Below are 25,221 nucleotides of genomic sequence, written 5' to 3'. Positions count from 1 at the left end.
GCGTCCGCCGGACCGGCGGACGGAGTGATCCGGAGGAATCCCAGTGGGTGTGATGGTGCAGGAGCCGCGCCGGCGTCGGCGGTGGAGGGCACTTGTCGCCGCGGTCGTGGCGGCGATGGTGGTGGTGTCGCCGACACCGGCGGTGGCCGCGGAGACGGTGGACTACGAGGCGACCCGGTTCCACGACGGCGTGTTCGCCGCCTACCTGCGGGCGCACAACGGCGGCGTGGCGGGGCTGAAGAACCTGGTGCTCACCGCGGAGCTGTTGGACTGGCGGGGCCGCAACCCCGGCGCCTCCCGGGACGACGTGGTGCGCCACCTGGTCGCCACGCGGCAGGCGGTGAACGCGGCGGGGGTTTCCGACACCACGGCCCGCACCACCTACGCCACCCTGATCAAGGTGATCGACGCGGTTTCCGGTGTCCCGGGCGTCTCCATCGGCGCGCCGATGGTCAAGGGGCTGCTGGACGCCACGATCGGCGGGACGATCACCGCCTCGGCCGAGGTCGAGGACGCCGTGACGAGCGCCTACCAGAACTACCGGTGGATGGACGCGCTCTACGCCCAGCAGGAGCGCGCCTGGGGTCAGCTCACCCGGGCGGCGGCGCAGGACGGGGACCTGGCGGCGGCCTGGGACGGCGAGATCGGGGCGCAGCTCAACGTCCGCGCCACCGCGACCACCGAGCAGTTGCTCGCCGATCCCCTGCTCGCCTCGTTCGTCAACACCGAGGCGATCCTGGAGCACCTGGGCAACGAGCAGGCGTACCTGGCGGCGCTGCGCACGGAGCTGCGCGGCGCGCTGGGCAAGGTGGCCGCGCAGAACGCGGAGATCATCGAGAAGCTGGCCGCCGCCGACCTGAAGTATCCGGTCGGCCCCGGCCCGAAGCCGACGCCGCAGGACTACACCGCCGCGCTGGCCGAGGCGGCCAACCGGCAGGTGGCGATCGACGCCGCGGACTCCGCGGTGACGATCCTGGCCACGCTCGCCGGGTTCGCCGACGAGAAGGCCGGCAAGGAGGTGCTGGCGATCGGCAAGGCCGCGATCGGCATCGCCACCGCGATCAACAAGTACCTGCCCACGGTGGCCGGGCTCAGCCTCAGCGACGCGATCGGCTCGCTGAGCACGGTGGTGCTCACCGGCAACGTGCTCGGCGCCGTGATGACCCTCCTCCCGCTGTTCACCGGTGGCGCGCCGAGCGAGCACGAGCTGGTGATGCAGGAGATCGGCAAGCTGCGCGAGCAGGTCGGCGAGTTGCGCACCGAGATGCACGACCGGTTCGACCGGGTCGAGGCGATGCTCTCGGCGATCTACGACGACGTCATGTCGGTCCTGGAGCGCATGCGCGACGACCTCGACGGGGTCATCCGCGACATCGACGCGATCAAGCGCCAGATCAACGGTCTGGAGACCCGCGTCGACCAGCTCAGCCTCTCGATGCAGGAGGCGCTGAAGAAGAACGCGCTCAGCGACGCCGAGTTCGCCATCAACACCTACGTCGGATACCAGGCACGCACCGGCCGGTCCCTCACGGTGGCCCAGTACGACGAGACGGAGGGACGGTTGTTCACCTCGGCCACCTCCACCGCCGCCAGCGCCCCCTTCGTGCTCACGCCGGCCGAGTGGTCGCAGGGCGGCGTCGACCCGGTGCGGGTGCTCGACGAGAAGAGCCCCTACGGCGCCATCGACTACCTGTCCTACCTGGCCCGCACCTGGGACCCGGTGTACCCGGCCACCACGAAGGTCCCGCACGCCGGGGTCTGGACCATGTCGACGCGGGCGTTCACCGCGCTGGCGTTGGAGAACCCGACGCTTGTCGGGGACATGACCGGCGACACCTCGTTCGCCGCCCGGATGGGCCGCTCCGGCCAGGTCATCCTGGACGCGAGCAGCCGGTTCAGCCGACCGACCGCCGACGGGCACCGCAACGCGCTCTTCACCGGCCTCGTCGACAACTACCGGGACGCGGTGAACGCCCAGTCCGCCGAGCTGCGCAAGCTGCGGGACGAGGCCACCGGCGGCGGCTACAACCCGTGGTACGGGCCGGACCAGAAGTCCCCGAAGCCGTTGACCAACACCGGCCGCTACTGGACCCCGGAGAACGAGCGCACCTACAACGCCGACGCCAAGATGTCCGGGTGCGCGCCGTTCAGCCCGCTACCCCGGGTGCGCATCCCGAACAACGTGAACCTCGGCGACCTGCCGAACGCGTTCCAACTGCTCACCCACGGCACGAGCCGGCAGTTCCAGCCGCACTTCCGGCTCTGCTACGACGCGGAGCTGGTCAACCAGACGACCACCACCGGGCCGCGCGCCGAAACCACCAAGGCGGACCTCCAGTTGACCGTGCACGCGCAGATGAGCGTCAACCAGGGCGAATTCTGGATGGACGTACGGACGTGGCGCAACACCAGGAGCGCCGGCATCGTCTGCTCGTGGAGCACCCGGGACAACCCGCCCACCGGGTACTGCTACGACGAGGTCTACTACATGACCTACAACGACGAGTCGGTGCACCTGCCGGCGTTCGAGACGGGTGCGCGCTACGCCGACAACACCGAGCGGCTGGCCATCGCCCGTCACCTGGGTGACCGGATGCTGTGGGGCAAGCAGAAGCGCTACTACCAGTTGGTCAACCAGAGGTTCGGCGATCCGACCTCGTCCCTGCGCACGGCCGGGAACAAGGTCACCCAGGCGTTCCGGTTGCTCCAGGCGTACACGAAGCTCGGTTTCCCGGTGGCGTTGGACGCGGACGCCTCGCTCAGCGGCTACCTGTTCGGCGGCAACCTGCTGCCGAGCGACTACCGCCACCCGGGCGCGCCGGTCGGGCAGGAACTGCCGGACACGAACATCAGCCGGGCGTACACCATCGCCGAGGCCGACTACGCGCCCTGCGCGCAGCCGGTCCCGGGCGACCCGTGCCCCGAGTCGATGTCCGAGATCGACCCGCGGGTCGGGCAGGCGCCCGTCTTCGGCACGTCGTGCTCGGGCGCGGACAGCCCGAACTCGCCCAACGAATACCTCGGCAACTGCATCCACGCGGTGGCCATCGAGCGGGCCGGCGAGCTGGCCGGGATCTACGAGACGTACTCGCAGCGCCTCGCCGCGAACGTCTACCGGGAGCGGCTGCCGGAGGTCGCCGCCGTGGTCGACCAGCTCAAGGTCACCGGCACGGCGGTCACGCAGAGCTGATCCCCGGACGGCGGGCCGGTCACTCCGACCGGCCCGCCGTCCGGCGTACACCGTTCCGGTGGTCCCGCCGACGCCACCGGCCTGACACAGTGGACCCGACATGCCGAACGCATCCCCGGTCGGGCGGTGGACCGCGTGGACCGTCCTCGCCGCCACCGCGCTGCTCACCGTCGGCGCGGTCGTCGCCTGGGCGGTGGCGGCTCCCCCGTACACGGCCACCCAGCTCTACTCGCTCGTCGACCTGCTCGACGGCGTGGTCTACGGAGTCGTGGCGTGGCTGATCCTCGGCCGGCAGCGCACCGGCAGCCGGCTGCCCGGCTGGATCACCGCCGCCGCGGCGCTCGGCAGCGCGCTCGCCGCGTTCGCCGCCCAGTGGCACCTCGCCGCCGGCGGGCCCCCGCTGCTGACCGCGCTGCACGACTGGGCCTGGGTGCCCGGCCTGTACGCGCTCGTCGTGGTCATGCCCTGGCTGCTGCCGGACCGGCCCCCGCGCCGGCTGGACCGGATCGCCACGGCCACCGGCCTCGGCTACCTGGCGGTGACGGTGCTGGCCCTCGCCACCGCGCCGCCGCCGGTGGGCGTACTGCCGTTGACGCCCGAGCTGCGCGAGGCCCGGGCCGCGCTGCTGCGACCGCTCGCGCCCGTCCTGTCGTACGCGCTGGTCGGGCTCGGCCTGCTGGCCGGCGCCGGGTTGGCGTGGCGGTGGCGGCGCGGGCCGGCGCGCCAGCGCCACGGCCTCGGCTGGGCGACGGCCGGCAGCACGCTGCTCACCCTCGCCTTCGGCGTCACGCTGCTGCCGCCGGTGCTGCCGGCCGTCGTGCCGGCGCTGCTGATGCTCGCCTCGCAGGCGTTCTTTCCCGCCGCGGTGGCGGTGGTGGTGCTGCGCCAGCAACTGTGGGGGCTGCGGCTGGCCGTGCGCCGCACCCTGGTCTGGTATCTCATGACCGCCGGGGTGATCGCCGCCTACTGCCTCGCGGTGGCCCTGCTCGACCGGTTGCTGCCGCCGGCCGCGCCGGTGCCGCAGCTCGTGGTGACGGGCGTCCTCGCGGCGGCCTTCCAACCCGTGCGTGTGGTGGTGCAGCGGCGGGTGGACCGGCTGGTGCACGGCGAGGCGCCCGAGCCCCTGCTGCACCAGGTGGTGCACAGCGTCGGGCGCACCACCGACATCGGCGCCACCGTCGCCGCCGCGCTCCGGCTGGCCGAGGTGCGGATCACCGAGGACGGGCCGCAGCCGCCGCCGCACGAGCACGGTCCCCCGTTGACCGTGCCGCTGACCAGCGGCGAGCGGCCGGTCGGCTACCTGCACGCCTGGCCCCGGCCGGGCGAGCTGCTCGGCGCGCGGGCCGCCGAGTCCCTCGCCGTCCTCGCCCCGGTGGTCGCGGCGGTGGTCGACCTCGCCCGCACCAACCGGGACCTGGCCCGGTCGCGGCAACGGCTGGCCGAGGTGCGCGACGAGGAACGCAAGTCGCTGCGCCGGGACCTGCACGACGGTCTCGGGCCGGCGCTCAGCGGCATCGGGTTGGGGCTGGCCGCCACCCGCAACCTGCTGCGCCGGGACCCGGACCGGGCCGAGGGCCTGCTCGACCGGTTGACCGACGAGCTGACCGCACGCGCGGCCGAGGTCCGTGAGCTGGCACACGGACTGCTGCCCCCGGTGCTCGCCGACGGCGGCCTCGGTCCCGCCCTGGACCTGTTGCGGGACCAGTACGCACGGGCCGGTCTGCGGATCGTGCTGCACGGCCCGGACACCATGGAGCCGCTGCCGGAACGGATCGCCACCGCCGCGTACGGCGTCGCCGCCGAAGCGATCCGCAACGTCCAGCGGCACGCCGGGGTGGACAGTTGCACGGTGTCGCTGGACCAGCGGCCCGACCGGCTCCGGGTCACCGTCACCGACCACGGCCGGGGGCTCCCGGCCAGCCCCACCGGCGCCGGCGTCGGCCTGCACGCGATGCGGGAACGGGCGCAGGCGGTGGGCGCGACCCTGACGCTCGGGCCCGCCGGCCCGCGCGGCACCGCCGTCTGCCTGACCATCCCCCTGGAGCAGCCATGACCGACAGCCCGATCCGCGTGGTCGTGGTGGACGACCATCCGGTCTTCCGCCTCGGCATGAGCGCGCTGCTCGACACCCTTGAGGGCATCGAGTGCGTCGGCGAGGCCGCCGACGCCGCCGACGCCCTCGCGCTCGTCGCCCGGGTACGACCCGACGTGGTGCTGATGGACCTCCACCTGGGGCGGGGCTCCGGGATCGAGGCGACCCGGCTGCTGCGCCGCGACCATCCGGCGGTCCGGGTGCTCGTGGTGAGCATGCTCAACGACGACGCCTCACTCGTCGCCGCGCTCCGCGCCGGCGCACGCGGATACGTGGTCAAGGGCGCCTCGGCCACGGACGTGGAACGCGGCATCCGCAGCGTGGCCGGCGGCGACCTGATCCTCGGCGCCCCGCTCGCCGACCGGGCGGGCGTCCTGCTCGGCGCCCGGTCCGACGCGCCGTTCCCGCAACTCACCGAGCGGGAACGCGAGGTGCTGGACCTGCTCGCCCGGGGCCTGTCCAACGCGCTCATCGCGCACCGGCTCGGGTTGAGCGCCAAGACCGTGCGGAACAACGTCTCCGCCGTCCTGGTCAAGCTGCACCTCGGCAGCCGGAGCGAGGCGATCGCGCTGGCCCGCGACCACGGCCTGGGCGCACCCGTCACCGGCCCGGCGGCCCCGCCGTGACGGTTCTCACCGCGTCACCGCGGACGGTCAACGGCGTTTACCGGGTACGAACGGTAGCTATGACGGCGGTATCCGAGGTAGCGATGAGCAGTTTGTCCGGCCCGGTCGACCCGGCCGACCTGCGGTCCGTGCTCGACGGGCGGTGGGCGGGCGTCCGCGACGCGCACCGCGAGCACCTCGACGAACGCTTCCTCCCGGTCTACGGCGAGACCGGTGACCAGGCCCGCGAGCGGATCAGCCGGCTCCTCGGGGAACTCCCGGTCGAGCTGGGCATCGGCGCGGGCTTCCCCACCGAGTACGGCGGCGGGGCCGACGTCGGCGGCTCGATCGTCGCCATCGAGATGCTGGCCCAGGTCGACCTGTCGCTGATGGTCAAGGCGGGCGTGCAGTGGGGTCTGTTCGGCGGCGCGGTCGCGGCCCTCGGCACCCGACGGCACCACGACGCCTACCTGCGGGACATCATCGCGGGCCGGCTCTTCGGCTGCTTCGCGATGACCGAGACCGGCCACGGCTCCGACGTCCAGCACCTGCGCACCACCTGCGTCTACGACCCGCGGACCGAGACCTTCGACCTGCACACCCCGCACGAGGCGGCGCGCAAGGACTACATCGGCAACGCGGCCCGGGACGGGCGGATGGCGGTGGTCTTCGCCCAGTTGGTCACCGGCGGACGGCGGCACGGCGTACACGCGTGGCTGGTCCCGATCCGCGACGAACGGGGCAACCCGCTGCCCGGCGTGACCATCGGCGACGCCGGACCCAAGGCCGGCCTGCTCGGCGTCGACAACGGGCGGCTCAGCTTCGACCACGTGCGGGTGCCGCGGGACATGCTGCTGGACCGGTACGCCCAGGTCGCGGCCGACGGGACCTACTCCAGCCCGATCGAGAACGACTCCCGGCGCTTCTTCACCATGCTGGGCACCCTGGTCCGCGGCCGGGTGAGCGTCGGCGGCGCCGCGTCTGCGGCCACCAAGTCGGCGCTCACCATCGCGGTGCGTTACGGCGACATCCGCCGCCAGTTCGGCACCCCCGACGCCGACCGGGAGGTGCTGCTCAACGACTACCTGGCCCACCAGCGCAAGCTGCTGCCCGCGCTGGCCACCACGTACGCGCTGACGTTCGCCCAGTCCGAGCTGGTCACCGCGCTCGCCGAGATCCAGGGTGACGACGGGACGGCCGACGAGCACCGGCAACGGCAGTTGGAGTCCCGGGCCGCCGGGCTGAAGGCCGCGCAGACCTGGCACGCGACCCGCACCATCCAGATGTGCCGGGAGGCGTGCGGCGGCGCGGGCTACCTGGCGGAGAACCGGCTGCCCGGCCTGAAGGCCGACACCGACGTCTTCACCACGTTCGAGGGCGACAACACGGTGCTGCTCCAGTTGGTGGCCAAGGGGCTGCTCACCGGCTACCGGGACGATTTCGGTTCGCTCGACGGCTGGGGGCGGGCCTCGTTCGTCGCCGAGCAGGTCCGCGAGATGGTGCTCGAACGCACCGCCGCGCGTTCGCTCATCGAACGGCTGGTCAGCGCCGTGCCCGGCCGCGACGACGAGGTCGCGGTGACCGACCGCGGCTGGCACCTCAAGGTCTTCGAGGACCGCGAGCGGCACCTCCTCGACGGCGCGGTCCGCCGCCTGCGCAACGGCGCGGCCACCAAGAAGGACCGCCCCTTCGACATCTTCAACGACGTCCAGGACCATGTCCTCGCCGTCGCCGCCGCGCACATCGACCGGGTGACGCTCGAAGCGTTCGTGGCCGGCATCGAAACCGCCACCGACCCGGCGGTCCGGGCGTTGCTCTCCCGGGTCTGCGACCTCTACGCGCTGAGCGTCATCGAGACCCACAAGGGTTGGCTGCTGGAGCACGGCCGGCTCACCCCGGCCCGCGCCAAGGCGATCACCGGGGTGGTGAACGGCCTGCTCAAGGAGCTGCGCCCGCACATGCGCACGCTCGTGGACGGTTTCGCCATCCCGGACTCCTGGCTGCACTGCGCCGTCCTGCGCGAGGAACCCGGCCGGCAGGAGACCATGGCCGACCACGACACCGCCGACCGCCCGTAGCCGCACGGCGGACTCCGCCGGCCGGCTCACCGCGGCCCCCCGGTCTCGGTGAGCCGGCCGCCGGCCAGCCGCAGCCAGCGACCCACCGTGATCGCGGCCAGGAAACGTTCGTCGTGGCTGACCACGACGAACGCCCCCCGGTACGCCAGGAGCGCGCTCTCCAACTGGGCGACGCTGACCAGGTCCAGGTTGTTGGTGGGCTCGTCGAGCAGCAGCAACTGCGGCGCCGGCGAGGCGAACAGCACGCAGGCAAGCGTGGCGCGCAGCAGTTCACCGCCGGAGAGCACGCCGACCGGCAGGTGGACGCGGGCGCCCCGGAACAGGAAGCGGGCCAGCAGGTTCAACCGGTCCGCCTCGGAGCGCGCCGACGCGAAGGCGGCGAGGTTCTCGGCGACCGTGCGGTCCGGGTCGAGCAGGTCGAGACGCTGCGACAGGTACGCCACCCGCCCCGGCGCGCGTGTGACGGTGCCGGCGACCGGCTCCTGGTCGCCGGCGATCAGCCGGAGCAGCGTGGACTTTCCCGCGCCGTTGCCACCGACGAGGGCGATCCGTTCCGGGCCCCGGATGTCCAGGTCGACGCCGTCGCCGTGGAAGACCGGCCGGCCGTCGTACCCGGCCTGCATGCCCTCGCCGTGGAAGACGGTGCGGCCGGCGGGCACCGTCGTGTCGGGCAGATCCAGAGCGATGTGGTCGTCCCGCCGGGCGGCGCCGCTCGCCTGGTCCAGCCGGGCCTGGGCGTCGCGGACGCGGGAGGTGTGCACGTCGGCCGCCTTGGCGGCCGACACCTGCGCGTCGCGCTTGAGGCCGCCGGCGACGATCCGGGCCAGGCCCGCGTCGGCCAGGTTGCGCGAGGCCGTGGAGGCGCGCCGGGCCGCCCGCTCCCGGGCCTGCTGAAGCTCGCGTTTCTGCCGCTTCACGTCCTGCTCGGCCTGCCGCACCTGCCGCTCGGCGACCTCCCGTTCGGCCTGCGCCGCCTGCTCGTATTCGGTGTGGTTGCCGCCGTACCAGCGGATCTCACCGTGTTCCAGGACGGCGATGCGGTCCATCTCGTCCAGCAGGGCCCGGTCGTGACTGACCACGAGCAGGCACCCGGTCCAGGAGCGGAGCACGGCGGTCAGACGATCCCGTGCCTCGCGGTCGAGGTTGTTCGTCGGCTCGTCGAGCAGCAGCACGTCGGGCCGTTTGAGCAGTTGGGCGGCGAGCCCGAGGGTGACCACCTGGCCGCCGCTGAGGGTGCCGAGCCGCCGGTCCAACGCGACGTCGGCGAGCCCGAGGCGGTCGAGTTCGGCGCGGGTGCGTTCCTCGACGTCCCAGTCGTCACCGACGGTGGTGAAGTGCTCCTCGGCGGCGTCACCGGCCTCGATGGCGTGCAGCGCGGCGACGACGCGGTCGACGCCGAGCACCTCGGCGACGGTCTGCCGCCGGGCGTAGGGCAAATGCTGCGGCAGGTAGCCCAGCACCCCGTCGACGGTGACGCTGCCTCCGGTGGGGCGAAGCTCGCCGGCGATGAGCCGCAGCAGCGTGGACTTGCCGGCGCCGTTCGGCGCGACCAGGCCGGTGCGCCCGTCGGGCACGGAGAACGAGAGGTCCTCGAAGACCGGGGTGTCGTCCGGCCAGGAGAAGGAGAGAGCGGAGCTGACGACATGGCTGTCGGACATGGGAACCTCGGAAGACAGGTCATCCGGGCGCGGACGCGCGGCCCGGCGTGGGCAGGGCATGGCGACATGGGCGACGCGACGGCACGGGTCGTGCTCCGTCGGTCACCGCTCCGGGGCTCTCACCCGGAGATGTCGTCGTCACCTGCCACGGTCTGCTCCTGTCCTGGGCGACTCCGGCCAGGATAGCCCGTCCCGTGGGTGGCGGTCGGCCGCCCTCGGTAGGTTCGCGGTCATGAGTGACGACAGCTTCCGCTCCGTGGAGATCGAGCGCACCGGCCTGGCCAGCTACACGGCACGCAACGCCCGCGGCGGAGCGATCCCCATGGGTACGGGACAGGACGACAGCTTCACGCCCGTGGAACTGCTGCTGGCCGCCCTCGGCGGGTGCACCGCGGTCGACGTCGACCACATCACCAGCCGGCGCGCCGAGCCGAGCCACTTCTCCGTCGCGGTCACCGGCGAGAAGGTCCGCGACGAGACCGGCGGCAACCGGATGCGGAACCTCCGGGTGGAGTTCACCGTGACCTTCCCGGAGGGACCGGACGGTGACCGGGCGCGCGAGGCGCTCCCCCGGTCGCTGCGGCAGTCGCACGACCGGCTCTGCACCGTCTCCCGCACGGTCCAGCTCGGCACTCCCGTGGAGATCGTCGACGCCACCGCTCCGGTGGACTGACCGCGCCCGTGGTGCGGGTGGGGCGTGAGCCGTGGCACGGCTCACGCCCCGACCGTCATCTGGTCCGCTCGATCACGCCGGTGAGGTTCACACCACCCGTCGTGACGGTGCCGCTGCCCCAGAAGGACGAGGTGCCCGGGATGTTCGCCAGGGCGTCGAGGGCGGGGTCGTTGCCCTCGACCTTCGGCCCGTACGCGACGCTCCACCGGCCACCCGTGTAGCGCAGCAGCAGCGTGCCCGGGTATTCGATGTACGGCGGGTACGGATTCGTGCCGCTGATCCACACGTTGCCGTTCGCGTCACCGGCGACGGCGTACGTCCAACCGGTGGACGCCGGTCCGGCCACGCGCTTCCACGACGTGCCGTCCCAGTGCAGGACGACCGGCTTGGGAGTGGTGTCGAAGTCCTGCGTGCCGACCGCCCAGGCGTCGGTCGACGAGCGGGCCCATACCCCGGTCAGCCGGGCGCTCGAAATCGACGGAACGGCCGCCACCCGCCACGCGCCACCGACCCGCTGCACGATCATCGGCTCCGGGTAGGGGGCGTCGGGCACGTACCGCTCGCCGGCGGCGAAGATGCTCCCGTCCGGCGTGCTCCACACCCCGCGCAGGACGCCGTTCTCCTGCTCCGTCCCCGGCACCGCCACCCGGTCGAACCCCCGGGTGTCGCCCGAGACCACGAGCGGCCGGCCGCCGTCGTGCCCGACGAGCACCGCCCGTCCGCCGCCGGTGGCGGCCACGTCCAGCAGATCCGCGTATCCCGGCGAGCCGCCCAACGGCGCGTGGGCGGTCCAGATCCGGCCGTCGAAGTGCCCGGCGTACGGCTGGCCGAATTCCTTGGCACCCACCGTCCACACGTCCCCGGCGTTCGCCGCCGCCACCTTGGTCAGGTTGACGGCCTTGTGCGGAAGGCGCCGTTCGGTCCACCCCTGTCCGTTCCACTGGAGCAGCGCGTACGGCTCGTCGATCGAGTATCCGGTGTAGGTCGACGCCTGATAGCCGACCGACCAGGCATTGTCCGGGCCGGTGGCGACCACGTCGGTCAGCCGGCTGTCCGTGAGCAGCGACGGGAGCGTCGCCTTCCACGGCGACGTGGTCGCGGCCACGCCCGACGTCGCCGGCAGGAGCAATGCGCCGGCCGTCACCGTGGCGAGCGTCGCCGCCGCTGTCCGGCGTCGCGCCGATGGGTCCATCATGGCCCTCCCCCAGGGTTGGTAGATGACCATCAGCATCACCGCCGTCGACGCTCCGTGCGCGCCTGCCCGGCCGCCCGTAACGGAGCCGTAAGAACGGGTGGAAGGCGGATCAGCGCCCGGCGGTCCGGCTCGCGGCGTTGAGGTGGGCGAGCGCCGCGCGGACACGGCGGTGGCCGCTGTCGGTCACGGTGAGTCCGAGCCCGGCGACGATGTCGCCGGTGCGCCTGTGGACGGTGTGTCGGTGAGGACGAGCTTCCGGGTGGGTCCGCCGCAATCGTGGCGCTGACCATCGCGCTTTTCCATCGGCCGGTAACGCCGCCCGGCGCGGACGGTCCGCCGGGTCGCGCCGGTAATCAGGGCCCTGAACTGCGGCTATGTGACCGAAACGATTGATTCACATCGGCGCTTTTTGTCGTCGAAAATGGCCGGTCACTCTTCCCCCTCTTGCCGGGTCGGACCAAAACGTGCCGGGAAAGGGCTGGAATGGGCGCCGCGAACGGGGCGGCTACTCGGCGATACGGGTGCGGGTGGTCCAGCGAAAGACGACGGCGTGGCCGTCGGTGGTGTGCTCGCCGGTGGGCTCGAAGTGTTCGTACCCGCCGAGGTGTTCGATCTTGATCTTCTCCGGGCTGGCGTCGAGCTGGAGCGTGCGCCGATCGGACGCGAGGTCCCGCGGACCGCCCGTGAGCAGGATCTGAACGTTGTCGGACACGATCACACCTCCGTCGGAGACGGCGACGGCCGGGACCGGTCGCCACCGTCAACGACGGTAGGTGGGGCCGGCGGACTCCTCAGCCCCTGAGAATCCCCCAGCCGGGCGGACCGGTAGGGGTTGCGTAGGGGCTCGAAGTGTTTCCGCCGGAATTCGACTACCAGCCATCGGAGAATATCCGCGCCGCAACCATTCTTGAATAGCGGCTCTTCAATTCCGGTCACCCACCGACCATGAGTCGCTATGTAGCTATTTAGCACTCTTATCATATCTGGGGTGTTGTAACCGACTCCATCGGTTTGCTCCGCTCTGGGCGATGCGGCCCGATCTACCCTACGCACCCAACCAGAATGGTTGACCGCCCGGTAACAAAGACGCTGTCGCCAAAATGACATGCGGCATATGCGGGAAAGGGACGTTACCGTCGCCGGGAATGCCGCCGTCCCGTTGCCATCAATATGAGCCGATGCATATATTGACGCGGGCGCGACACTCGGCGGTATGGCTACGGGGAGGCAGCCATGAACCAGTCGACGGGGGAGCTGATCGAGCGGGATGAGCACTTACAGATACTGCGGGACCTGCTGTCCGCCGCCCTTGAGGGGCGGGGACAGGCGATCGTGCTCAGCGGCGCCTCCGGCAGCGGCAAGACCGTCCTGCTGAACCGGCTCGCCCAGCTCGCCGCCGAGGCCGGCGCCGAGGTGGTCGCCGCGGTGGCGTCGCGGACCGAGCAGTCGCTGCCGCTGGGCGTGATCGGGCAGTTGGCGCACGGCGCCGGGCTGGTGACCGGGCACGACTCGCCGATCGCGGGACTCCTCGACGAGGCCATGTCCGGGCGCTGGGACAGCACCTCGACCGAGCAGATCCACGTGCAGCCGTCGGCCCGGATCCTGCACTCGCTGTGCATGGCCCTGCTGCGCCGGGCCGCCGACCAGCCACTCGTGGTCTACGTCGACGACGTGCACCATGCCGACCCGTCGTCCCTGGAGTGCCTGTCCTACCTCATGCGCCGGGTCCGCAACGCCCGGATGCTCGTGGTCCTGGCGGTGATCCCGCAGTTGGCGCCGGCCCATCCGATGCAGTACGCGGAGCTGCTGCACAGCTCCGCCCCGGTCCCGCTGTCCCTGCGCCCGCTGAGCCGGCAGGGCATCGGTCTGGTGCTGGCCCGGCTCCCGCAGCCGGTCGACCGCGCCCTGACCGCGCAGTACCACGCCATCACCGGCGGCAACCCGAGGCTGGCCACCGCGCTCGTGGGCGACTCGCTGCGGCGCCTCGACCACGGCGCGGACGGCACCCGCACGGTCGTCGGGGAGACGTTCCTCGAGGCCGTACGCACCTGCCTCTACCGCAGCGAGCCGCCGGCCCTGCCGGTCGCCCGCGCGCTGGCCGTGGCCGGCGTGCCGACCGAGCCCGCGGTGCTGGCCCGGCTGCTGAACATCAACGAGGAGATGGTCCGGTGCGCGCTGTTGACACTGCGCCGGGTCGGCCTGCTCTCCGACGGCACCTTCCGGGATCCGCGGATCCGCACCGCCGTGCTCGCCGGCATGCTGCCCGACGAGCGGACGGACCTGCACCGGCGGCTCGCCAGCGTCAGCCACGCGGCCGGCGAGCCCGCCATCGTGGTGGCCCGTCATCTCGTCGACGCCGACCGGGTCGACGGGGCCTGGGTGGCGCCGACCCTGCACGAGGCCGCGGACCAGGCCCTGGCCGACGGGCGGGTCGAGGACGCGATCAGCTTCCTGGACTCGGCCTGCAGCGCGGGCGCCGACGAGCGTCAGCGGGCCGAGGCCACCTCGGCGCGGACCCGGATCGAGTGGCAGACCAACCCCGCCGACGCCGCCCGCCGGCTGCCCGAACTGGTCGCGGCCGTGCGGGCCGGCGTGCTCGTACGCCGGCACGCGATCGCCCTGGTGGCGTACCTGCTCTGGCACGCGCACATCGACGACGCGGTGGAGGTGATCACCATGCTCACCGCGACCGACCCGATGGAACCCGAGTTCGCCGCCAGCCTGAGCGTTCCGCTGCTCCTGCTCGCCTATCTCTTCCCCGACCATCTGGACCGGGTGCGCGGGCCCTGGGAAAATCTCGCCGCCCGGGGCCTGGTGCCACCGCCGTGCCGGCCGTTGCAGGCGGCGGCGGAGCTGACCGCGCTGGCCGCCCGCAGCCCGCACGGCGACGCGGTGGCCGCCGCCGAGCAGGTCGTGCACAACACGCGGGTCGATCACGAGGCGCTCGGCCCGATCTCGATCGCCCTCCTCGCGACCATCTTCACCGACCGGATCGGCGCCACCGGTTCGTCGCACTATCCGGTGCTGCACCGGGCCGCCGACCGCCGGACGCCGACCACCCAGGCGCTGGTCTCCGCGATCCTCGCCGAGGGCACCCTGGGCCGCGGCGACCTGGCGGCGACCGAGGAGCACGCCCGGCGCGGCCTGGACCTGATCCCGGCGAAGGGCTGGGGTGTGGCCGTCGGCGCGCCGCTGTCCAACATGGTGCTGGCCACCACCATCTCCGGCGCCTACGACGCGGCCGAGGAATGGCTGTCCGTCCCGGTCCCGGCGGCCATGTTCGACACCCCGTTCGGCCTCAAGTACCTGCACGCGCGCGGCACCTACTACCTGCGGACCAACTGCGTACGGGCGGCGCTCATCGACTTCCAGGCGTGCGGTCGGATGATGATCGCCTGGGAGCTCGACCTGCCGGAGGTCGTGCCCTGGCGCACCGAGCTGGCCCGGGCGCACCTCGCCCTCGGCCGCACCCAGCAGAGCCGGGAGCTGGCCCGCGACCAGCTCAGCCGGTTGCCGCAGCACCACGACCGCGAGCGCGGGTCCGCGCTCTGGGTGCTGGCCCTGGCCAGTGATCCGGCCGAGCGGCTCGCCCTGCTGCAGGAGGCGGTGGGTCTGCTGCGGGCCAGCGACGACGAGTTGTCCACCGCGTGCGCCATGGCCGATCTCGGTGACGCCCTGCACCGGGCCGGCGACGCCGACGCCGCGCGGGCGAGCTGGCAGGCGGCCCGCCGGCTGGCCCGACACAGTGGCGCCGAACCGTTGCTGGACCGGCTCCGCGCGGTCCTCGGCCCGGACGATCCGGACGAACCCGCCGAGCCGGTGGCGCTCGGTGGCACCTGCCCGGACCTCGCCGCGGCGGTCGCGGTCGAGGGACTCACCGACGCCGAGCGGCGGGTGGCCGCGCTCGCCGCCGTCGGGCACACGAACCGGGCGATCGCCACCAAGCTCTACGTCACGGTCAGCACCGTCGAGCAGCACCTGACCCGGGTCTACCGGAAGCTCCAGGTGAGCCGGCGCACCGACCTGCCGACCGGGCTCATCGACGATCCCGCCGGCGGCGGGGAACGCTCCCCCGGCGGCAGTCAGGTCAGCGTGGCCTGAGCCGGCCGGCCGGGCCCCGATCACCACGCGCGGGGCGGCACCCGTCGGGTGCCGTCGCGCGCGTTTCCGCGTACCCCGGGCCGTGGATTTTGATCTTGATCGGGCACCGCTTTAGGCGGCGGCAAGGGCCGGTCAAGCTCCGGAGCCGAGGCTGAGAAGCCGGCGCGAGACGTCGCGTCGGCCGGCGTGCAACGGGAGGGGCCGACACGATGACCGATGCGGACAGGCAGCCGACCGACGAACCGATCGCGGTGATCGGCATGGCCTGCCGCCTGCCGCAGGCCCCCGACCCGGACGCGTTCTGGCGGCTGCTGGCCACCGGCGGCGACGCGGTGACCGACGCGCCCACCGACCGCTGGCCCGCCGAACGGCTCGCCACCGCGGAGCCCGGCGCGCGACGGGGCGGCTACCTGAGCGGGGTCGGTGGCTTCGACGCGGGCTTCTTCGGCGTCGGGCCGCGTGAGGCGCTCGCGATGGACCCGCAGCAGCGGCTGACGCTGGAGCTGGCCTGGGAGGCGCTGGAGGACGCCGGGATCGTCCCCGGCGACCTGCGCGACAGCGCCACCGGGGTGTTCATGGGCGCCACCTGGGACGACTACACGACGCTCACCGCCGCTCCGGACGCCTCCCCCTACACCATGACCGGCGTGAACCGGGCGATCATCGCCAACCGGGTCTCCTACACTCTCGGCCTGCTCGGTCCCAGCCTGACGGTCGACGCCGCCCAGGCCTCGTCGCTCGTCGCGGTGCAACTGGCCGCGGCCAGCCTGCGGCGCGGCGAGTCCACGACGGCGCTGGCCGGCGGCGTCAACCTGATCCTGACGCCGGAGAGCACGCTGCGGGCCGCGGCGTTCGGCGGGCTCTCCCCCGACGGGCGGTGCCACACCTTCGACGCCCGGGCCAACGGGTTCGTCCGCGGCGAGGGCGGCGCCGTCGTCGTGCTGAAGCTGCTCGCCGCCGCGGTGGCCGACGGCGACAACGTGGTCTGCGTGCTGCTCGGCGGGGCGACGAACAGCGACGGCGGCACCGACGGGCTGACCGTGCCCAGCCGGCACGCCCAGGCCGACGTCATCGCCGACGCCGTCGCCCGCTCCGGGCTCGCCGCCAGCGACGTGCAGTACGTGGAACTGCACGGCACCGGCACCCGGGTCGGCGACCCGATCGAGGCCGGCGCCCTCGGTGACGCGCTCGGCGCCGCCCGGCCGACCGGCGACCCGCTCGTGGTCGGCTCGGCGAAGACGAACGTCGGCCACCTGGAGGGCGCCGCCGGCATCACCGGCCTGCTCAAGGTGGCGCTGAGCATCCGGCACCGGGAGCTGCCCCCGAACCTGCACTTCCGCACCGCCAACCCGGAGGTCCGGCTCGACGAGGCCGGCCTGGCCGTGCGGACCACGCACGGTCCGTGGCCGCACCCGCAGCAGCGACTGGTCGCCGGGGTGAGCGCCTTCGGCATGGGCGGCACCAACTGCCACCTGGTGGTCGCCGAACCGCCCCACGCCGCCCCGCCCGCCGCCGGGGCCGCCGAGCCGCGCGTCGCCACCGCCCTGACGCCGTGGGTCGTCTCCGGGCAGTCCGGCGCGGCCCTGCGCGCCCAGGCCGGTCGGCTGCGCAACTGGGCCGACCGGCACCCGGACCTCACCCCCGGCGACGTCGGCCGGGCGCTCGTCACCTCGCGCAGCGCGTTCACCCACCGCGCGGTCCTGGTCGCCGAGGATCTGCCCGGCCTCACCGCCCAGCTCGACGCGCTGGCGGCCGGCGAGGACGCCGAGGGCCTGGTGCAGGGCACCGCCGCACCCGGCGAGGTCGCCTTCGTCTTCCCCGGGCAGGGCTCGCAGTGGCCGCTGATGGCCCGCGAACTCCTCGACACCTCCGCGGTGTTCCGCGAGCAGATCGCCGCGTGCGCCGCCGCCCTGGCACCGCACGTGGACTGGCGACTCGTGGACGTGCTGCGCGGCGAGCCGGACGCGCCGCCGCTGACCCGGGTCGACGTGGTCCAGCCGACGCTGTTCGCGATGATGGTCTCGCTGGCCCGGCTCTGGGAGTCGTTCGGGGTACGACCCGCCGCCGTCGTCGGCCACTCGCAGGGCGAGATCGCCGCCGCGCACATCGCCGGGGCGCTCTCGCTCGCCGACGCGGCGAAGGTGGTGGCGCTGCGCGCCCGCGCCCTGGCCACGATCGCCGGCACCGGCGGCATGGCGTCGATCCCGCTGTCCCCGGCCGAGGTCACGTCCCGGATCGCGCCGTGGGGCGACCGCCTCACCATCGCCGCCGAGAACGGTCCGTCGGCGACAGTCGTCGCCGGCGACAGCGCGGCGGTGGACGCCCTGGTGGAGAGCGCCCAGGCCGAGGAGATCCGGGCCCGCCGGGTGCCCGTCGACTACGCCTCGCACTCGCCGCACGTGGAGCCGGTCCGCGAGCAACTGCTCCGCGACCTCGCCGGGGTGACACCCGTGTCGTCGCCCATCGCGTTCTACTCGACGGTGAGCGGCGGGGTGCTCGACACCGCCGGGCTCGACGCGGACTACTGGTACGAGAACCTGCGCCGGCCGGTCCGGCTGGAACCGGCGGTCCGCGCGCTCGCCGCCGCCGGGCACCGCGTGTTCGTGGAGTGCAGCCCGCACCCGGTCCTGCTGGCCGGGGTGCAGGAGACCGTCGCCGGCCTGGCCGGCGAGGACGGCGACGACGCCGAGCCGCTGGTGGTGGGCTCGCTGCGCCGCGACCACGGCGCCTGGCAGCGGATCCTGGACGGCTTGGCGCAGGCGTACACCCGTGGGGTCGACGTCGACTGGCGGGCGTTCTTCGCCGACCGCCCGGCGGTTCGGGTGCCGCTGCCGACGTACGCGTTCCAGCGTCGCGACTACTGGCCTTCGGTGTCGGCACCGGCCGCGACCGGTCCGGTGCGTCCGGCGGGCTCGCCGGAGCCGGTGCTCCCGACCGACTCGCCGGAGCCGGTGGCCGACGGGTGGGCGGACCGCATCCGGGCGCTGCCGCCGGCCGACCGGGACCGGCGGCTGCGCGAGCTGGTCCGGCGCACCGTGGCCCTCGTGCTCGGGCACGCCGCGCCGGAGGAGGTCGACCTCGGTCGGGCGTTCAAGGACCTCGGGTTCGAGTCGGCCGCGGCGGTGGAGCTACGCAACCGGCTGGCCCGGATCACCGGGCTACGGCTGCCCAGCAGCCTGCTCTTCGACCATCCGACCCCGGCGGCGGTGGTCCGCCACCTGCGGGCGCGGGCGCTCGGCGAGAGCGACGCCCCGGCCGGCGACCTGACGACACGCGCCGCCGACGACGCCGACCCGATCGTCGTCGTGGGCATGGCCTGCCGGTTCCCGGGCGGCGCGGCGTCACCGGAGGCACTCTGGGGCCTCGTCTCGACCGGTGCGGAGGCGATCGGCGCCTTCCCGACCGGTCGCGGCTGGGGCGACATCCACGACCCGGACCCGGGTGCGCACGGCAAGACGTACGTCCGGGAGGGCGGTTTCCTCTACGACGCGGACCGGTTCGACGCGGAGTTCTTCGGGATCAGCCCGCGGGAGGCGCTCGCCGTCGACCCGCAGCAGCGGCTGTTGCTGGAGACGTCGTGGGAGGCGCTGGAACGGGCCGGCATCGATCCGGCGTCGGTGCGGGGCAGCCGCACCGGCGTGTTCGCCGGCTGCATGGCGTCCGGGTACGGGCCGCCGCTGCACGAGGCGCCGGAGCAGCTCGGCGGCTATCTGCTGACCGGCAGTTCGGGCAGCGTCGCGTCGGGCCGGATCGCCTACACGTTCGGTCTGGAGGGTCCGGCGGTCACCGTGGACACCGCGTGTTCGTCGTCGCTCGTCGCCATGCACCTGGCGGGTCAGGCGCTGCGCGGCGGCGAGTGCGACCTGGCGCTGGCCGGCGGGGCGACCGTGATGGCCGGGCCGGGCATGTTCATCGAGTTCAGCCGGCAGCGCGGGCTGGCCCCGGACGGGCGGTGCAAGTCGTTCTCCGCGTCGGCCGACGGGACCGCCTGGGCCGAGGGCGCGGCCATGCTGGTCCTGGAGCGCCTCTCCGACGCCCGCCGCAACAACCACCCGATCCTCGCGGTCATCCGCGGCTCGGCGGTCAACCAGGACGGCGCCAGCAACGGCCTCACCGCCCCCAACGGGCCGTCCCAGCAGCGGGTCATCCGCCAAGCCCTCGCCAACGCCCGCCTCACCCCCGCCGACGTCGACGCCGTCGAAGCCCACGGCACCGGCACCACCCTCGGCGACCCCATCGAAGCCCAAGCGCTGCTCGCCACCTACGGCCAGGACCGACCCGACGACCGGCCCCTCTGGCTCGGCTCCATCAAGTCCAACATCGGCCACACCCAGGCCGCCGCCGGCACCGCCGGCATCATCAAGATGATCCTCGCGATGCGCCACGGTCACCTGCCGCAGACCCTGCACGTCGACCAACCGTCACCCCACATCGACTGGGACGCCGGGAACGTCACCCTCCTCACCGAGGCCCAGCCGTGGACGCCCAACGGCCACCCCCGCCGCGCCGGCGTGTCGTCGTTCGGGATCAGCGGCACCAACGCCCACGTCATCATCGAGGAGCCGCCGGCCGGGCCGGAGCCGGAACCGGTGGGTACGCCGGTGCCGTGGCTGCTCTCCGCCCGCACCCCCGAGGCGCTGCGCGAGTCCGCCGCACGGCTACGCGACCACGTCGACGGCAAGGCCCAGGAAGACGTCGCCCACACCCTGGCCCGCCGCGCCCAGCACCCCCACCGCGCGGTGATCCTCGACGACCACCACGAGGCACTGGCCGCCCTGGCCGCCGACGCGCCGCATCCGTCCCTCGTGCGCGGCACCGCGCGTGCGGCGGGGAAGATCGCGTTCCTGTGCACCGGGCAGGGCAGCCAACACCCGGAAATGGCCCACCGCAACGAACCCGTCTTCGTCGAAACCTTCGACCGGGTCTGCGCCGAACTCGACAAACACCTCGACCGGCCCCTGCGTGAGGCCATGGTCGACGCGGTCCACGAAACCCGCTACACCCAACCCGCCCTGTTCGCCACGCACGTCGCCCTGCACGCCCTGGTCACGAGCTGGGGCATCACGCCGGACTACCTCACCGGCCACTCCATCGGTGAACTGTCCGCCGCCCACCTCGCCGGAGTGCTGAGCCTGCCCGACGCCGCGCTCCTGGTCACCGCCCGAGGACGACTCATGCAGGCCGCCACGCCCGGCGGCGCGATGATCGCGATCGAGGCCACCGAGGACGAGTTGGCCCCCATGCTCGACGTCGAAGCGGTGGCCATCGCCGGACTGAACTCACCCACCAGCACCGTCATCTCCGGCGACACCGACGCCGTGACCGACATCGCCGCCCACTGGGCCGGGCAGGGACGACGCACCAAGAAGCTGGCCACCTCACACGCCTTCCACTCCCCCCACATGAACCCCATCCTGGACGAGTTCCAGGCCATCGCCGACAGCGTCACCTACCACTCCGCCACGATCCCGGTCATCTCCAACCGGACCGGCCAGGTGGCCCCAGCCTTCGACGCCGTCTACTGGACCCGACACATCCGCGACGCCGTCCGCTACCACGACATGGTGTCCACCCTCGACGCCGCAGGCGTCACCACCTACGTCGAACTCGGACCCGACAACACCCTCAGCGCCCTCACCCACGCCTGCCTCCCCGACGACCACACCGCCACCATCACCAGCGCGCACCTCGGCCAGCACGCCCAGGCGGTGCTGCACGCCGCCGGCCACGACACCACCTGGACCACCACCACACCCGCCGGGCGACACACCGACCTACCGACCTACCCGTTCGAGCACCGCGGCTACTGGCTGAACCAGCCGGAGACCACCGACCCGGCCGGGCTCGGCCTCAGCGCCAGCGAACACCCGATCCTGGTCGCCTCCGCCGACCTGCCCGACGGCGGTCGACTGCTCACCGGACGGGTGTCCCTGGAAACCCATCCGTGGCTGGCCGACCACGCCATCCACGACGCCGTCCTGCTGCCCGCCACCGCGTTCGCCGACCTCGCGCTGCACGCCGCCGACCAGGCCGGCGGCGGTCACGTCGACGAACTCACCCTGCACGCGCCGCTGCGACTGCCGGCACCGGGCGCCGCCATCCTCCAGGTGCACGTGGCGCCCGCGGACAGCGACGGACGCCGGGCGTTGACCATCCGGGCACGCGTCGGCGACGGGGCGTGGACACGGCACGCCACCGGCACCCTGCTGACCGCTGCCGGAGTCGTCACGCCCGCCGACCCGACCGGCGCCCCGTGGCCGCCCACCGACGCCACCCCGGTCGGCCTGCACGACCTCTATCCCGCGTTGGACGCCCGCGGCTACCACTACGGACCGGCCTTCCGGGGGCTGACCGCGATGTGGCGGCGGGGCGACGACCTCTTCGCCGAGGTGCGGCTGCCGGAATCGGAACGGGCCGCCGCCGGACGTTTCCCGGTGCACCCGGCGCTGTTCGACGCGGCGCTGCACGCCGTCCTGGCCACCGCGGGCGCGGACACCGACCCGGACGGTGGCGGGGAACTGCTGCTGCCGTTCGCCGTGACCGGACTGCACTGGCACGCCGGCGGCGCGACCGCCCTACGGGTCCGGCTGGCCCCCGCCGGGACGCATGCGTACGCGCTGACCGCCACTGACCACAGCGGCCAGCCGGTCTTCGACGTCGAGTCCCTCGCGCTGCGCCCGGTCCCCCGCCACCGGCTCGCCGAGGCGCCGGAGGACCGGGACGGCCTCTACCGGCTCGGCTGGCTGCCCGCCGGCCCCGCCTCGCCCGGCACCCCCGACGCGCCGTGGGCCGTCCTCGGCGACGACGCCGAACTGTTCGGCGCGCTCGCCGACAGCGGCGTGGCCGTCCGCGACTACCGGGACCTGGGCACGCTCGCCGCGGCGGTACGCACCGGCAGCCCGCTGTCCACGGTGGTGCTGTGCGCCAGCCCGCGGCACGTGCCGGGCGAGGACCCGGTCGAGGGCGCGCACCGGCACACCGCCGAGACCCTGGCCCTGTTGCAGGGCTGGCTGGACAACCACGCCTTCGGCGGGTCGCGGCTGGTCGTCCTCACCCGCAACGCGGTGTCCGTGGAGAGCGCCGACACGTCCCCGGACCTCGGGACCGCGCCGATCTGGGGGCTCATCCGCGCCGCGCAGGTCGAGCACCCCGGCCGGTTCACCCTGCTTGACGTCGACGGGCGGCCGGAGTCGTACCGCATGCTGGTCCCGGCGGTGAGCAGCGACGAACCGCAGGTGGCGGTCCGGGAGGGGGCGGTGCTGGTCCCCCGGCTGGCCCGGGTGACGCCGCAGACCGCGCTCGCCGCCGCCACCGCCGACCGCGGCTGGCGGGTCGACGTGCACGAACGCGGCTCGCTCGAGGGCCTGGCCCTGGTCCCCAACCCGGACGCGGACCGGCCGCTGCGTGCCGGCGAGGTGCGGATCGCGGTCCGGGCGGCCGGGCTGAACTTCCGGGACGTGGCGCTCGCCCTGGGCATGATCCCCGAACACACGGTGCTGGGGCTGGAAGGCGCCGGCGTGGTGCTCGACACCGGGCCGGGCGTCACCCGGTTCGCGCCCGGTGACCGGGTGCTGGGGCTGCTCACCGGCGCGTTCGCGCCGATCGCGGTCACCGACGAGCACACCCTCGCGCCGATGCCGGCCGGCTGGACGTACGCGGAGGCGGCCACCGTGCCCGTGGTGTTCCTGACCGCCTGGTACGGGCTCGTCGAACTGGCCGCCCTGCGCCGGGGCGAACGGGTGCTGGTGCACGCGGCGGCCGGCGGCGTCGGCATGGCCGCGGTGCAACTGGCCCGGCACCTCGGCGCCGACCTGTACGGCACCGCCAGCCCCGGCAAGTGGGAGACGCTGCGCGAGCTGGGGCTCCCGGAGTCCACGATCGCCTCCTCGCGCAGCCTCGACTTCGCCGACCGGATCCTCGCCGCCACCGACGGCGCCGGAGTCGACGTGGTCCTCGACTGCCTGGCCCACGAGTTCGTCGACGCCTCGCTGCGCCTGCTGCCGCACGGCGGCCGGTTCGTCGAGTTGGGCAAGACCGACATCCGCGATCCGGAGGCGGTCGCCGCCGCGCATCCCGGTGTCGCCTACCGCGCCTTCGACCTGTTGGCGCTGCCCCCGGAGCGGATCGGGGCGATGCTGGACCGGCTGATGCCGCTGTTCGCCGACGGCACCCTCCGCCCGCTGCCGGCGACCGGCTGGGACGTCCGGCAGGCGCCCGAGGCGTTCCGTTTCCTGGCCCAGGCCCGACACGTCGGCAAGCTGGTCCTGACCGTGCCCCGGCCGCTCGACCCGGACGGCACCGTCCTCGTCACCGGCGGGACCGGGGGCGTGGGCGCGCTCGTGGCCCGGCACCTGGTGGCCCGGCACGGGATCCGGCGGCTGCTGCTGGCCAGCCGCCGTGGCGGCGCCGCGGACGGCGCCGGCGACCTGGTCACCGAGCTGACCGGGCTCGGCGCGGAGGTGTCGGTGGCGGCCGTCGACCTCGCCGAGCCGGCCGCGGTCCGGGCGCTGCTGGCCGCCGTGCCGGCGGCGCACCCGCTGACCGCCGTGATCCACGCCGCCGGGGTGGTCGCGGACGCCACCGTCGAGCGGCTGGACGCCGACGCCGTCACGGCCACGTTGCGTCCCAAGGCGGACGCGGCCTGGCTGCTGCACGAGCTGACCCGCGACGCCGACCTGGCCGAGTTCGTGCTCTTCTCCTCGGTGGTCGGCACGTTCGGCAACGCCGGGCAGGCCAACTACGCCGCCGCGAACGCGTTCCTGGACGCGCTCGCCACCCACCGCCAGGCGGTCGGGCTGCCCGCCACGTCGCTGGCCTGGGGCCTCTGGGCCGGCCGGGGCATGGCCGACCGGTTGGACGAGGCCGATCTGCTGCGGATGGCCCGCAACGGCATCACCGCGCTCACCGAGGAGGACGGGCTGGCGCTGTTCGACGCGGCCCGGGAGACGAGCCTGCCGATGGTGGTGCCGACCCGGCTGGACGTGTCCGCGTTGCGGGTCCGCCCCGACTCGGTGCCGCCGATCCTGCGTGGCATCGTCCGCCCGGCCGCCCGGCGGGCGGCCGAACCCACCACGGCCGACGAGTCACCGGCGGCGGCCTGGGCGCGCCGGCTGGCCGGGTTGTCCCTGGCCCAACGGCACAGCGTCCTGCTCGACCTGGTCCGCACCGAGGCGGCGACGGTCCTCGGGCACACCGGCGCGGGCGCGGTCGACGGCGACCGGTCGTTCAAGGAGGCCGGGTTCGACTCGCTCTCCGCCGTGGAGCTGCGCAACCGGCTCGGCACCGCGGTCGGGCTGCGGCTGCCGTCGACGCTCACCTTCGACCGGCCGACCCCGGCCGCCGTCGCCGAGCTGCTGCTGACCGAGCTGGCCGGGGAGGACGTGCCACCGCCGGCCCTCGCCGACCTGGACCGGCTGGAGGCCGCCGTCCGGCAGTCGCCGCCGGACGAGCGACTGCGGGAGGTGCTCGTCGGCCGCGTCGAGGACCTGCTGTTCGCGCTGCGCGGGGACGGCGATCCGGAACGCGACCTGGCCGAGGCCGTGCACGAACGGATCGATTCGGCCACCGACGACGAGATCTTCGACTTCATCGACAACGAGCTCGACGCGATCTGAGCCACCGCCCGCCTG

General features: G+C 73.8%; 10 protein-coding genes. 7 read left to right on the top strand and 3 right to left on the bottom strand.

Annotation, left to right across the window (positions count from 1 at the left end):
• The first annotated feature begins 43 nt into the window (after positions 1 to 43).
• From O7619_RS16455 to O7619_RS16440, 4 genes are all read left to right on the top strand, one after another.
• A complete protein-coding gene (locus O7619_RS16455) occupies positions 44 to 3,190 on the top strand; it encodes a hypothetical protein (protein WP_282281790.1) in 3,147 nt (1,048 codons plus the stop codon).
• A 100-nt stretch (positions 3,191 to 3,290) separates the two neighbouring features.
• Positions 3,291 to 5,243: a sensor histidine kinase gene (locus tag O7619_RS16450; RefSeq protein ID WP_282281789.1), complete on the top strand. Its 1,953-nt coding sequence runs from the start codon at positions 3,291 to 3,293 to the stop codon at positions 5,241 to 5,243.
• Positions 5,240 to 5,908 carry a response regulator transcription factor gene (locus O7619_RS16445; protein WP_282281788.1) on the top strand — a complete coding sequence of 223 codons (669 nt, stop codon included), beginning with the start codon at positions 5,240 to 5,242 and terminating at the stop codon, positions 5,906 to 5,908. The genes O7619_RS16450 and O7619_RS16445 overlap by 4 nt, the downstream gene beginning before the upstream one ends.
• Before the next feature lie 83 nt (positions 5,909 to 5,991).
• A complete protein-coding gene (locus O7619_RS16440) occupies positions 5,992 to 7,965 on the top strand; it encodes an acyl-CoA dehydrogenase (RefSeq protein ID WP_282281787.1) in 1,974 nt (657 codons plus the stop codon).
• Positions 7,966 to 7,991: 26 nt separating this feature from the next.
• Here O7619_RS16440 and abc-f read toward each other — a convergent pair whose 3' ends face one another.
• Positions 7,992 to 9,623 (bottom strand): ribosomal protection-like ABC-F family protein, encoded by a 1,632-nt coding sequence (abc-f, locus tag O7619_RS16435; protein ID WP_282281786.1) that lies wholly within the window; start codon positions 9,621 to 9,623, stop codon positions 7,992 to 7,994.
• A gap of 232 nt (positions 9,624 to 9,855) precedes the next feature.
• Here abc-f and O7619_RS16430 point away from each other — a divergent pair, with 232 nt between their 5' ends.
• Positions 9,856 to 10,296, top strand: a complete 441-nt coding sequence (locus tag O7619_RS16430) for an OsmC family protein (RefSeq protein WP_282281785.1) — start codon at positions 9,856 to 9,858, stop codon at positions 10,294 to 10,296.
• Positions 10,297 to 10,351: 55 nt separating this feature from the next.
• Here O7619_RS16430 and O7619_RS16425 read toward each other — a convergent pair whose 3' ends face one another.
• Both O7619_RS16425 and O7619_RS16420 read right to left on the bottom strand, forming a co-directional pair.
• A complete protein-coding gene (locus O7619_RS16425; protein WP_282281784.1) occupies positions 10,352 to 11,491 on the bottom strand; it encodes a hypothetical protein in 1,140 nt (379 codons plus the stop codon).
• A gap of 505 nt (positions 11,492 to 11,996) precedes the next feature.
• Entirely contained in the window at positions 11,997 to 12,203 is a 207-nt protein-coding gene (locus tag O7619_RS16420) for a DUF5988 family protein (protein WP_282281783.1), read from the bottom strand.
• Between the two features lie 521 nt (positions 12,204 to 12,724).
• Between O7619_RS16420 and O7619_RS16415 the strand changes: the two genes are divergently transcribed.
• Positions 12,725 to 15,592 (top strand): LuxR family transcriptional regulator, encoded by a 2,868-nt coding sequence (locus O7619_RS16415; protein ID WP_282281782.1) that lies wholly within the window; start codon positions 12,725 to 12,727, stop codon positions 15,590 to 15,592.
• A gap of 209 nt (positions 15,593 to 15,801) precedes the next feature.
• The gene (locus O7619_RS16410) at positions 15,802 to 25,206 is read left to right on the top strand and encodes a type I polyketide synthase (RefSeq protein ID WP_282281781.1); all 9,405 of its coding nucleotides are present in this window, start codon (positions 15,802 to 15,804) and stop codon (positions 25,204 to 25,206) included.
• Positions 25,207 to 25,221: the final 15 nt, after the last annotated feature.

It is taken from the genome of Micromonospora sp. WMMD998 (assembly GCF_029581235.1).
In the GTDB taxonomy this organism is placed as follows: domain Bacteria; phylum Actinomycetota; class Actinomycetes; order Mycobacteriales; family Micromonosporaceae; genus Micromonospora.
This window is presented reverse-complemented; position numbering and strand designations above follow the sequence as displayed.